At 43.9% G+C, this 12,973-nt stretch carries 10 protein-coding genes, 1 other RNA gene and 1 pseudogene; 3 read left to right on the top strand and 9 right to left on the bottom strand.

The window, feature by feature from the left end; translation table 11 throughout:
• Positions 1-60 precede the first annotated feature (60 nt).
• Both HYN51_RS11045 and HYN51_RS16375 read left to right on the top strand, forming a co-directional pair.
• Positions 61-1,281: pseudogene (locus HYN51_RS11045) on the top strand (host specificity factor TipJ family phage tail protein); the annotation flags it as partial.
• A gap of 52 nt (positions 1,282-1,333) precedes the next feature.
• A complete protein-coding gene (locus tag HYN51_RS16375; RefSeq protein ID WP_157953031.1) occupies positions 1,334-3,490 on the top strand; it encodes a tail fiber/spike domain-containing protein in 2,157 nt (718 codons plus the stop codon).
• A 45-nt stretch (positions 3,491-3,535) separates the two neighbouring features.
• On the opposite strand, the gene HYN51_RS11035 is transcribed toward HYN51_RS16375, so the two are convergent.
• The 4 genes from HYN51_RS11035 to caiF all read right to left on the bottom strand — a co-directional run bounded on the left by HYN51_RS11035 (position 3,536) and on the right by caiF (position 6,523).
• Entirely contained in the window at positions 3,536-4,522 is a 987-nt protein-coding gene (locus tag HYN51_RS11035; protein WP_108900070.1) for an acyltransferase family protein, read from the bottom strand.
• Between the two features lie 129 nt (positions 4,523-4,651).
• A complete protein-coding gene (locus HYN51_RS11030) occupies positions 4,652-5,224 on the bottom strand; it encodes an ORF6N domain-containing protein (RefSeq protein WP_108900069.1) in 573 nt (190 codons plus the stop codon).
• Positions 5,225-5,613: 389 nt separating this feature from the next.
• Positions 5,614-5,978, bottom strand: a transfer-messenger RNA (tmRNA) gene (ssrA, locus tag HYN51_RS11025).
• 143 nt (positions 5,979-6,121) lie between these two features.
• Complete coding sequence (gene caiF / locus HYN51_RS11020) at positions 6,122-6,523, bottom strand: carnitine metabolism transcriptional regulator CaiF (protein WP_108900068.1); 402 nt, start codon at positions 6,521-6,523, stop codon at positions 6,122-6,124.
• A gap of 463 nt (positions 6,524-6,986) precedes the next feature.
• Here caiF and aes point away from each other — a divergent pair, with 463 nt between their 5' ends.
• Positions 6,987-7,952 (top strand): acetyl esterase, encoded by a 966-nt coding sequence (gene aes, locus HYN51_RS11015; protein WP_108900067.1) that lies wholly within the window; start codon positions 6,987-6,989, stop codon positions 7,950-7,952.
• A 47-nt stretch (positions 7,953-7,999) separates the two neighbouring features.
• On the opposite strand, the gene HYN51_RS11010 is transcribed toward aes, so the two are convergent.
• From HYN51_RS11010 to fixA, 5 genes are all read right to left on the bottom strand, one after another.
• Positions 8,000-9,316: an MFS transporter gene (locus HYN51_RS11010; protein WP_108900066.1), complete on the bottom strand. Its 1,317-nt coding sequence runs from the start codon at positions 9,314-9,316 to the stop codon at positions 8,000-8,002.
• A gap of 108 nt (positions 9,317-9,424) precedes the next feature.
• Positions 9,425-9,712, bottom strand: a complete 288-nt coding sequence (locus tag HYN51_RS11005) for a 4Fe-4S dicluster domain-containing protein (RefSeq protein WP_108900065.1) — start codon at positions 9,710-9,712, stop codon at positions 9,425-9,427.
• Positions 9,709-10,998, bottom strand: a complete 1,290-nt coding sequence (gene fixC, locus HYN51_RS11000; RefSeq protein ID WP_108900064.1) for an FAD-dependent oxidoreductase FixC — start codon at positions 10,996-10,998, stop codon at positions 9,709-9,711. Before fixC ends, HYN51_RS11005 begins: the two co-directional genes overlap by 4 nt.
• 55 nt (positions 10,999-11,053) lie before the next feature.
• The gene (locus HYN51_RS10995) at positions 11,054-11,995 is read right to left on the bottom strand and encodes an FAD-binding protein (protein ID WP_108900063.1); all 942 of its coding nucleotides are present in this window, start codon (positions 11,993-11,995) and stop codon (positions 11,054-11,056) included.
• 12 nt (positions 11,996-12,007) lie between these two features.
• The gene (gene fixA, locus HYN51_RS10990) at positions 12,008-12,781 is read right to left on the bottom strand and encodes a putative electron transfer flavoprotein FixA (RefSeq protein ID WP_108900062.1); all 774 of its coding nucleotides are present in this window, start codon (positions 12,779-12,781) and stop codon (positions 12,008-12,010) included.
• Between the last annotated feature and the right edge of the window lie 192 nt (positions 12,782-12,973).

The following is a 12,973-nucleotide window of genomic DNA, read 5'->3' as shown; positions in this document are numbered from 1 at the left end:
AGCTATAAATAAGCCGAAACTTATTCCTAATCCTAATATAATTCCATTCTTTCCAGCTTCGATTCTCTCATTGCTGCCAACGCCGGGCTTGTTGAGGTGCGTTGTCGTCGCAGGAATGAACAGGGCAGCGACAATGCGAGAGATAGTATGTACTGGCAAGCCCTCAGAGGGAGGTTATTAAACCGGCCAACATCATATGCTGGTGTTACTACAATGGGAGTAACAGTCGAAACAGGCGGTAAGCTGGCAGCACAGTCTGATCGACGAGTTAATATTGTAGCAACTCGTCTTTATGAATATGGAAATGATCGCAGTTTATCAGGAGCGCTTTATCATGTGGGTAATTCACTCGGACTGAATATGGATACTGATACGATAAATCAGTTGGAAAATACATATTGGACGCCGGGTAACGAATTTTTTGATTTTGCCGCAACTGACAGTATTTCTGCACTGGAAATGCTACAGAAGATTACTAATGCCGGTAAAAGTTATTTCTTACTTTCCGATGGGTTGGCATCTGTTGGGAGAGAAGGAATAAAACCTTGGATAGGTATTATTAGCCCTCAGGAAATGACGACCGATCTGCAAACTGCATTTATAGCCCCATCACAAGATGATTACGGTGGTGTTGATGTAACCTATGTTAATGGGACAACGTGGGCGGAAGAAGTAGTTCAATGTCGAACAGCTGGTAATCCAAGCCCTGAAAAAGTAGAAAGCTATAATTTGGATGGCGTATTAAGTAGGGATAGAGCCTACCAAATTGGTATGCGCCGTTTGATGAAATACCGGTATCAGCGATTGTCCTTTAGTTTGACAACTGAAATGGATGCTATGTGTTACAACGTAGGGGATCGTTTAGTTTTGACGGATGATATTCCAGGCGATAAAACAATATCATGCCTTATTGAAAGTGTTGTCACAGTTGGTTTAGTGACGACATTAACAGTATCAGAACTTCTTGATTGGACATTCGAAAACCCAAGAGTCCTTATTCGTTATCAAGATGGTACCGCTTCAGGGCTGATTACGGCAACCCAAGCTGGTGATTATCAATTAGCAGTGCCATATATACCAGCATTCGATTCTATGGTTATTAACGACCCTGTTATTGAGCCTCCGCGCCTTATTTTTTGTGCGTCTACAAGAGCTGGTTATGATGCAATTGTTTCTGAAATAGCACCTCAGCATGATGGGACGTGTCAAGTAACCGCTAATGAATACCGATCTAATTTTTATATCTATGACGATGCTGTTTACCCAGGGTTGCCATCGTAAAAAACACAATACATAAACCGCTTAGGCGGTTTTTTTGTTTATGAGGATAAATATGACTACATATAATACCGGTAATCCATTAGGGTCACCTGCCGCAAAGGATTTATATGATAACGCGGAAAACTTTGATCATCTCTCAAACGATCGGGTAAATATTGAATGGAATGATCGTTTTGGCGTACCCCGAAAGACATGGTATGGCATAGAAAAATGGGCACAAGAAGCAATATCTAAATATGGATATATAACTATTGATTCATTTCAAGATGGAGCTGAATTAACTCTTCCTAACCAAGTTTTGCGCTGGAAACTTCCTGATGGCGATGGAGAATATTATCGCTGGGATGGCGAATTTCCAAAATCAGTCCCTGTTGGTTCAACCCCAGAAACTTCGGGTGGCATTGGTGCTGGTAAATGGCTGGGCGTTGGGGATGCAGCACTTCGCACTGAATTAGAAGACCCAGAAGGAAGTACAAAATATCCAGAATTTCAATTGGCCCGCTGGAGAGATGAAGGTGATATTAGAGGGTGGGGAGCGGTTTGTGATGGCGTGACAGACGATATTACAGCGATTCAACAGGCAATAAGCGATACTGGCGGTCATATTGTCATCCCACATAATATATTCATCAGCACTCATTTGCTGGTTAAAGATAAAACCAATCCAACAGTTGAGTTTAGAAATGGCGCAGACCTAACTATTGATACAAATTTCATTTTTGCCGATAAATATCGGGGAATTATTGTATTTGATGGCTGCTCAAACCCTAAAGTTACAGATGCAATTATTGTTGGTGCGAAACTTGATAAGTTTAATGGTGGCGTTGATCCTGTTGCAGATGGTGATTCAGGCATTGAGTATATGTATTGTACTGGTCTGTGCCATTCTGTTAACCCAAATATTAAAGATGTAAAAGGGTGGGGTATAATTCACATCAATATTGATGATTACCATGTCGAAAACCCAGTCATGACAAATTGCCAGGTTCAATCTGGTGTCGGTGGGACTGGGGTTAAATCGGCTTTAGTAACAAACCCATTAATGAAATATATTGGTCTTTATGGCGTAGAGTTTGAGACAGTTGAATCAAACCAAAGAGGTGCCGTTATTGGTGGTATTATCTCAAATACACAAAAAGGCATAGGTATTGTAAATAATAGTCCTAATATTGATGTGACGGGAACGCGTGTTATTAATAGCCTTGTGGGGATATCGTGTACTGGCTCTGCATCTCAAAGCACATTAAACCCCAAGAATTTAACAATAATGTCAACAAAAACAATTTCATGCAAAATCGCATTAGAATTGATAAATACAAATGATGCTACGATTAAAAATAATATTTGCGAGAGAGATGATATAGATTTTTACTCACGAGTATCTGCATATGATCGAATATATCGGTTTGATAGTGGAGCAGCATATATTCCGGTTTATAGCGGCAGCCCGGCTCCAGTAGTGGGATTAAAGATAATGCTTGACTCTGGCGCTGAACATACAATTTCAGCCGTAACAGGAAATATCACTGATCCAGTATTCGGTAATCTTATTGGATTTACATGTACCCCTGCATTAACAGCATCATGCTTAAGGCGATCATTTAGCCGTTATGTAGAAATTACATCCTCACAAACAGGTGTTGTTTTGCAAGGCGGTGATAGAAATGAAATAAGCGAATGTGTATTTAAAGATCTAACAACGTTAATAGCTAGCTATGGCAGTCATACAAGATTGAAATGGGATAATAATACTGCAAGGGCTATTGTTAAATACTTTGATTCTGGATTACCAGGAACAGTTAGCGGGTCAATGGAGATAGAGACGAAGGATTGTGAAAATGTAAACTGGGGGCCCGCTTACAATAAGTTCTCACCTGCGTTTACTGCAATGCGGTTATACAACTTTAAAGGTGGCGCGAGCGCAAATGATACCAGTATTAGTAATGCCATAACTATTGATGATGGGATTTTATCAGGTGCATCTTGTGCCATAAATGGCGGGCAAACTACTACCGGAGTCATTGTGTTAAGGGTTAATGGTACCGATGTAATCTCAGGAGGATTTTCAGGGACGCCACTTCGTAGAAGTGTAACTTTTCCTACTGTCATTGGAGTGGGAGGGGCTGCAATTATACAGTTAACAGATACAGTTGGAGATCTGATAACGTCTGGCTATTCAGTTAAACTTCTTGGAGCCTTCAAAAAATAATTAATAACGCCCTATAGGTGTATTACTCATCTATAGGGCAGTATTTTATTTTTTACTTCTTGCTAAAAATCTTTTCTCGATAAGATGCCATGAAATGGCTGCTATAATGACAACAATCACCGTTGTTATTGCCATCCCTTCGTAAAATGAGAAATTTGTTTTATGAATGATTAATTGCTGCATTGGGAATGCATATATATATATTCCATAGGAATAATCGAATCTTCCAGATATTATTTTTTCATGAAATGAAGTGCAAATAATAATTGTAAGCACGCTAAAAAGCGCATAGGCAGAGATTATATAATTAACAGGACTTTCTTTAACACCATACATATAAAAAGCTAAAAATGATATTAAAAATAATTTGATGCTAATTTTATTCCATTTTTCGTAATACATAGCCATCACACTACCGATAAAGAAAGCTAACGCTCTAGTGAAGAATAGATTAACAGGGATGGATAAGACCTGAATATTAACATTAAAAGATAAGGTGTATATAGCGCCAAATAATATTATTAATAACACTGCAACAAAATATTGTGGCTTTTTACTAAAAATGATCACACAACCTACAATCATATAACAAGCCACTTCTAATGGTAATGTCCATAAACTACCATTCAATAAGTCTGTATGGGTGAAATCCTTAGATGTGATGAATACATTAAAACCATTTAATGAAATAGTTTTTACTGCTCTGCTTAGGTAATGAATAAAGCTAGCATCAGGAAAATATATGCTCCCTAAAAATATATTGATAACAATAGCACAACCTATCAGTGCAGGAAAAATTCTCCTTATTCTCTTTGCAGTGAATGATATGAAGTCATCACTTCTCATTGCTGATTTAGAAATTAAAAAACCAGATATTGAAAAGAAAATTAATACAGCAAGTCCACCATATGTCTCAAATCCAAGGAAACTAGGTTCAGGCAACCCTGATAAAGCAAAATGATGAGAGAAGATAACCATCAGGGCAGCTACGTGCCTGGCTATATCAAATGAGTTTTTTTTGTGCGATACCATCTATTTTTCACCCAAACCTAAAATTAACCAAGATTTAATCACAAAATCCGGAGATATGCACCGAGCGATCCCAAGAACATAATAAAAATAGAAAGCCGCAGATCATCAGCGGCTCTTTTCAAATCCTACCTATGCTGATTTATTCATTAGATATTCATTGCGCCGGTAAAGCTGATCTACAGCAGCAGTGATAAATGAATACAATTCCTCACTCGTCACATACATTTCACCAGTGGCCACCTTAGCAGCCATTCCTTTTACTGACATAACGCAGGCATCTTCAGGAACAGCCATAACTGTTTGGCGTCCATTCTCAATAGAAACGAGAAAGCGGGTTGATAGGGTTGGTTCTTGTCTCTTCTGGAAATAGCTATCTTCCAGCTTCTCAAATACGTCCCATGCCTGATCGGTTTCCAGCATCTTTGCATGCCGGCAGGCTCCACGTTCTGTCCAAAGGATAAGTGTTCGAGTTTTAGGCGAGATTTGCGGGTAGCTTAAAGATACTCGCAAATCATCAAGATCTTTACCTGTGACTTTAAAATAATGTTTACCACATACAAAGCGGGAAGTATTTCGCTGGTGATTCTGACGAATACGAACTATATCAGCTCCATATAATTGAGCTAATAATTCGGTAGTAATTACAGGCTGACTATTGTGGGTAATAGAGGGAAGGCTTGAAACTGATAATTGATTATTCATTTGTGATTTTCCTTTTGGTCTTGGAAATCACCACTTACGAGGTCAATCGATGGGTGGTGAACTGTGCAAGGTTGACCTTACCGGCCAAAAGGATTCCGGCGCAGATTTCTCTGCCCTAACACAGTCCACCATATACATGTAGCCGTGTTTAACGCATAAAAAAACCGCCTGCGCGGTATATGCGCCTTTTGGATATCCGAGAGGTCAATCTCGATACCAGAATTTGCTGGTATGAGCTGACTATAGTCTTGGATATCTCTTTGAGTCAAATCTGATCCGCGGATCACCTGTGGATCATTTCAAGTCTTAATTGTGTCTCAGTGATGTCCAACTTAAAACGCTAACTTACTGTTTTAAATACTGTTGTCTTATCACTGTCTCACTAAAAGTGGTGGAGCTGGCGGGAGTTGAACCCGCGTCCGAAATTTCTACACCGTCGGCACTACATGCTTAGTCTAGTCTTTACATTCGCCTAGCAGCTGCGGACAGACACGCCACTACCAGACTAGCTTGATTAGTTTTAATGCTTCAACCCCAAGCAAGGTATCCACACGATCTCTTTTGGTTTTGACCTCTCTTGATCCCCGTCCTAAGAGCGGAGGCTAGGGAGAGAGGGCTCTGAGCAGGTTATTAAGCTGCTAGTGCGTAGTTTTCGTCGTTTGCGACTATTTTTTTGCGGTTTATTAACGAGGCCTACCGCACCTCGGCATGCACCTTGGGTTTCGCAAATCCCGTCGAATCCAGAATCAGCCCCAAGTTTACTTAGCGATTATAACAGATTTATCCCTGCACACACCAGCGACTTAACCGTTTGCCGGTTTTATAGGCAGAGTCGCTGGGGATAGAGTGCCTGACAGGGCGTAGAGATAAGCCCGTCAGGTCAGCTAACGGGGATGATTACTTACGTTGTCCTTTAGAAAGCATCCATTGCCATTTTTGTTCACGATTCAATTCCGGAGGGGGAACTCGCAGAGAGGGATCCAAACGTGAAACGGGATCGTGTTCAGTTTCGCTGTTGACGGCATTCTTGATGCGGGTGGTGATTACCTCATCAATGTGGCTCACCTGAATCAGACGCTGACACTGGCAGCCACGGCCTTCAAGCTGATTAGGTACGCTTTTGGTTTTGCAGGTTATCTCATCAACGGCAGAAAGAATATAAGAAACGGTATTGATGGCTTTACACGGCGTTAGCTCGAAGTGCTCTGCAATCTCTGTTGCACTAATCCAACGACTTTGCTGCATTACCCAGCGGGCGATGGAAAGGTATAAAGGTTCTTGAACATACTGTCTGTACATATTCTCACCTATTTCATCAGGACTACTAACCTATAATATTGCCAACATTTATCTATTTTTTTAGAGCAATAAATAGATGTCACGACGATATATTGATATTTAAGTTTTTTATTATCAATTCGCCTGAATATACCTAATCATGCCCCAAAGAACTATGTGTTTTTATACTATTTTTTATAAAAATATCAATTAATTGATAATGTTAATCCATTGTTTCAGCAAGGTGTCTCTGGCGTAATTTAAAATGATTATTTGTGACATTTAAATAATTATTAACTATTTTTATTGGTCATCATCATTTATTGATAAAGGGTGAGGTATTTCTCTGTGTTAGCTTCTGTTTGCCAATCAATTTATCAGCGATTTTTATTCTAAATTTCATTGAATTACTTTTTTGTGGTGTGGATCTTAGTTCGGTTTCAGAGAATCAATAAAATTAATCGATATCTGCGAGGAGGATAAAATGAAGCCGGAAAATAAAGTGAATGTTCTTGAGTGTATTTCTCAGGAAATGCGCGATGTATTGCAATTTCAATTACAAAATGCCAAACCTCAACCCGCTAATTCAGATTATGAAATGATTCGCCAAAGTTATATTGACGAGCGTAAATATTGGAATAGTGAAGGGCCAGAAATGGTAAAAGCGCAATCGGTAAAAATAGCCAATAAATATGGTGAAATTGGGACGAGAATATATTATCCACAACACAAAACCCGGGCCACACTTTTTTATTTACATGGTGGTGGTTTTATTGTCGGCAATCTCGATACTCACGATCGGATTATGCGCCTGTTGGCACATTACACCGGTTGCGCGGTGATAGGGATAGATTATTCACTTTCTCCCGAAGCGCGATTTCCGCAGGCGATTGAAGAGACGGTTGCTGCCTGCCAATATTTTTATGCTCACGCTCAGGATTATCAGTTAAATATGCAGCAGATTGGGTTCGCAGGCGATTCGGCTGGTGCGATGTTGTCATTTGCTACCACCCTGTGGCTGCGGGATCGTGGCATTGATTGTGGTCGTATCGCGGGTGTGTTGCTCTACTATGGACTATATGGTTTACGTGATTCCATGACCAGACGTCTGTACGGTGGCAGTTGGGATGGGCTAACCCAAAAAGATTTGGAAGAGTATGAGCAAGCTTATTTGGCGAATGAACAAGATAAGGAATCACCTTACTATTGCATATTTAATAATGACTTAACTCATGATATTTCGCCTTGTTTTATTGCCGGAGCGGAGTTTGACCCGTTAATTGATGATAGTAGAGCGCTGTATCAAACGTTGCGTGAGCATCAACAGCCTTGTTGCTACCAGATGTATTCTGGAACCCTGCACGCCTTTTTGCACTATTCCCGCATGATGAAGAGTGCCGATCGAGCCCTGCGCGATGGGGCTGACTACTTCTGTCGCCATCTAAATTAGTCAATTTTTCCTGAGGTTGCCCGTTTGGGCAACCTTCACAAAATACCTTAATAAAGTTTCATTTGACTGGTTTGCTCCAACGACATGCCGCGAGTTTCCGGTGCCAGTACAACGGATACCAGTAAACCAAACAGCGATACGCCAGCACCAACCAGCATGGTTGCTGAAATACCGTACTGTTGCATAAATAGCGGTAATCCGTAGATGGAAATCATCGTACCGATGCGGCTGAGGGACATTGCCGCACCAACCGCAGAGGCACGAATGGCGGTGGGGAACAGCTCATTAGGATACAGCCACTGTAGGATCCCCGGGCCTCCAGAGAAAAAAGCATAGGTCGCAAAGGCAATAATAATAAACAGAATGCCGGGTTCTGAAACAAAACCCAGCAGCGCGAGGGCGATGCTCATCATAGTAAAACTGCCAATCAACAACGGCCTGCGGCCAATGCTGTTTAGCCAGTACATGGCGGGTAGGCAACCGAGCATGAAAAATAGGCTGATTATCACATTACCCAATACGGCATCTTTCCCTTCGCTAAGGCCTAACTGCGTGATGATTTGTGGGCCAAAGGTATAGATGGCAAACATTGGGATCACTTGGCAAGTCCAGATAATGGCGACAAACAGCAGTGAAGTGAAATGGCGGCGGGTAAAAATCTGACGGTAGCGGGTTTCAGGTTCCCGTTCTTCCTCAAAAACCACCTGCTCACCAAACAGTTTAAACATCAGTTCCTGACACTCTTTTACCCGGCCTTTGCGAATCAACCAGCGGGGTGATTCCGGTAGTTCAAACCGACCTAGCAGAATGATAATACAGGGAATAGCGGCGCTACCCAGCATCCAGCGCCAGCCGTTTTCCATATCGTAGAGTAAATAGCCCACCAGATCGGCAGCAGTTGCACCGATATACCACATGGCGGCAATAAACCCCATGGTAAAGGCTCGCTGTTTGGTACTGGAGAATTCAGCAATCATAGAGGTGGCGATAGGGTAGTCAGCCCCTATTACAATGCCAATAAGAAAGCGCATCAGTACCAGTTCCAGCGGGGATGAGATAAACATAGTGGCCACAGAAATCACCCCGATGGCCAGAATATCAATCAGAAACATCAGGCGACGACCAACCAGATCGGCGATATAGCCGAACAGGGCGGTACCAATAAACAAGCCAACCAGCGTGGCAGCACCGATTAAACCTATCCAGTTAGCGTCCAGTTTTAAAACTGGGGTAAGTTGTTCCAGAGAAATACCGATGATGACCAGAACATAGCCATCAAGAAAAGGGCCTCCGCTACCCCACAACATAATTTTGCGGTGTATCGGTGAAAAACTGATGTCATCGAACTTTTTATATTGTTCCATAAAGTGTCAGGCCACATTTGTTATGCCTCTGGCCGGCGTGAAGGCCATCAGGCTATTGTTATTATGTGAAGAGCGGAAATAGAAATTTCATCTATTTCCGCATTGGCCTTAACCGTAACGATATTCAACCCCAAAGGTACCGCGCGGGTAGGTCCACTCTTCCAAAACCGAATGGCGACATAGAATGCGGCAAGTCCCACACTCTAGACAACCGGCATAGTCAAAACGAATTGAACCATCTTCCAGTTGTTTATACAGCCCAGCAGGACAGGCGAGAGTCAGGGTACGAAATGCCGCCATATCAGGGTGTTCGCGAATAATGATATGGGGATGCCCCTCGTCCACATGAAACTTGTTAATACCCAGCTTTACGTCAATATTGACTGGCTCACTCATAGCGCAGTTACTCCTTTAATACCGTCCTTAAGCAGATTCAGATAGCCGACTTGTTTTCCGTGGCGCATGATTTTTTTACGTAACGGCTGCGGGGGCTGCCCGTCAATGGTGAACAAATCTGCCATAATATTGGCGGCCATTTGAGGGTATTGGGTGAACATGCGTGGGTTATCCATCATGGCGGGAACGTTGCGATAGTGACGTAGATCTTGCATTACCGACAGGTTTTCCAGATGCTGGGTATAGCTGCTTAATCCCTGAGCGCTGAAATCGTTTTTGGCTTTGGCATCCAGCACGGCTCGGGCTGCGGCTTCGCCGGAGGCGATGGCTAAATCCATACCGCGAATAGTAAAGCCAAGGTTGAGGCACATACCAGCGGTATCACCGGCGATCAGAACGCCGTCACCAATCAGTTTTGGCATCATATTGATACCCGCCTCCGGCACGACATGAGCGGCATACTCAATGGTTTTTCCTCCGGCAATCAGCGATCGTACTGCTGGGTGATGTTTAAAATCTTCCAACATTTGCGGTACAGATTTGTTTGCCTGTTCGATGTGGTGCAAACCATATACCAGCCCCAGAGAGAGGGTATTGCGGTTGGTATACAGGAAACCACCGCCCATCTGACCATCTGAAGGGGTACCGGCAAATAGCCAGGCTGCCCCTTGATTACTTTCCAGATTAAAGCGCGCTTCCAGCAGATCTTGAGGGAGTTCAATCAACTCTTTGACGCCAACGGCAACGGAAGCAGGAGACACCGGTTGAGCCATACCGATTTGTTCAGCGAGAATGGCGTTAACCCCTTCAGCCAGAATCACCGTATGGGCTTCCAGCACGTCGCCATCCGCTTCAACGCCAATTACTTTTCCGTCACGCTGAACCAGTTTATCGACGCGGATACCACAGATGAACTGTGCGCCTGCCGCTTCAGCCTGAGCCATCAACCAAGGATCGAATTGGGCGCGCAATACGGAGTAGGAGTCCTTTAGCGGTTTGGCATCGCCAGCGCGGTGGTAATCAAGGGTAACGGCGCTGTCATCGGTAAGAAACGAGATCTTCTCATGGGTAATACGGCGCTCAACGGGTGCCTGTTCGGCAAAGCCGGGAATAATGCGTTCCAGACTGTGGGTGTACAGCCTGCCGCCAGTAACATTTTTGGCACCGGCATAGTTGCCGCGCTCAATAACTAATACGTTCGCGCCTTCGCGCGCCAGTACCAGTGCACAAACGCAGCCAGCCAGCCCCGCACCGACGATAATGGTATCAAAGATATCTTCGGACATAGTGTCTCCAGGTAGACGATAAAAGGGCGTAGCTTTGAGTGGCTACGCCGTTTCATTAACGTTTTAACGCCTCAGTTAGCGCGGGAACGATCTTCATCAGATCGCCGACCAGACCATAATCGGCGTATTGGAAAATCGGCGCGTTTTTATCTTTATTGATTGCCATAATGATTTGGGCGCCATTGGCACCAACCATGTGCTGGATTTGACCGGAGATACCCAACGCCAGATAAAGCTCTGGCTTGATCATAATGCCGGAAATACCAACATAGCGTTCCCGCTCCATCCACTTTTCATTTTCTGCTACCGGACGTGAACAGCCCAGTTCGGCACCCATTGCATTGCTGAGGGCTTCGGCAATAGAGATATTGGCCTGATTACCGATACCCCTGCCCACGCTGACCACTCGCCGTGCTTTGCCAAGGTCGACGCTGTTACTTTGCTTAACGTTACGGGATACACAGATAATTGGATTTTTCGGTGCGATAAATTCCAACGGTATAGCATTACCACTGCGGGATGCGTCTTCCTGTGTGGCTTCAAATACGCCGCTGTTCAGGGTGGTTACCGCGTAAGGCGTGGTAATTTGCTCCTTACCGAACGCCAGCCCACCATACACCATATGGGTTGCCACTAAGTGACCATCCTGCAACACCAGTTCGTTGGCGTCATTCACTACACCCGCCGTAAGACGGGCACCCAGTCGAGCCGCCAGCGCTTTGCAGCGACGGGTGGCGGGTAGCAGCACCAGTGCGTTCTGGCTGTGATTTTTGATGGTTTGTACCAGCGTGTCCGCATAGTCTTCGATAATGCGATCGGCGGGTATTGTCCCTACATCATAAGCCGCGTCAGCCCCAAGGCGGAAGGCCTGAGCTGACAGCTCATGACCCTGAACTATCACACGGATGTTTTCGCCAAGCTCTCGGGCCGCACCCATCAGTTCCGGCAGACGGGATGCTGTATCGCTGAATACCCAAACAGTTGAAAATTTGCTCATGTCATCCCCTCATTAACCGATTACTTTACGCAGGTGTTCTGCAAATGCGGCGATTTGTTCTTCGCCATCGCCTTCAATGATCACGCGGGTTCGCGCTTTCTGTTGAGGGGCCAATATGCTGAGCAATGTGGTGTAAGAGGCGACATTACCTAAACCTAAATCTGCTGGTTGCCAGGCCTGCACAGGTTTTTTAGCTGCGCCGAGAATAGCCTTCATTGACGGGATTTGTGGGGCGTTAATATCGGTAGAAACGGCGACCACCGCAGGCAGATTGAGGGTTAAAGTTTCCACTTCATCTTCCAGAGTCCGTTCCACCTGAATTTGTGTGTCGGAAAGCTGGATAATACGGCTGACGCCGTTAATGGCGGTAACGCCAAGGGTTTCACCCAGCAGCAGGCCAACCTGCTGGGCATAAAGGTCAGCAGAACCATCACCACACAGTATCAGATCGAAACCCGATTTTTGCGCGGCCGCGGCCAGTATAGCTGCGGTTTGGTGGGGGAGTGCATTTTCCAGACCCGGCTCAGAGATAACAATCAGTTCGTCTGGGCCGCGAGAGAGTACGTCTTTACGCCCTTTGGGATTTGCCAGCGCTTCACCACCGGTGCTCATGGCGACAATATGAATGTCGTTATTTTGCTGTTTTAAGGCACAGGCAGCTTCAATGGCATTAAGGTCGAATTGGCTGATTTTTGCATCTGTTTTACTGAGGTTCAGCGTGCCATCACCGTTGACGGTAATATCCTGCTCCTCGGGAATGAGCTTATAGCATGCAATTATTTTCATCACTTCTCCGATTAGGCAATATAATATTTCAATATTGTGAAGTATTTCCAAAATTATAAATAAAATACAAATTAAGGAAAATATAATATAACGGCATGTGTAAAGCCGTTTAAATGTTTACGTGGTTATTGACTATAAAAGAGTTCACTAAACTTAATGTGATTAATTAATATTCTCTTTATCCATTCCTCA

The sequence above is a fragment of the Limnobaculum parvum genome, assembly GCF_003096015.2.
GTDB classification, from domain to species: Bacteria; Pseudomonadota; Gammaproteobacteria; order Enterobacterales; family Enterobacteriaceae; genus Limnobaculum; species Limnobaculum parvum.
Note: the sequence above shows the minus strand (reverse complement) of the source record. Positions and strands in the feature narration are given on the sequence as shown.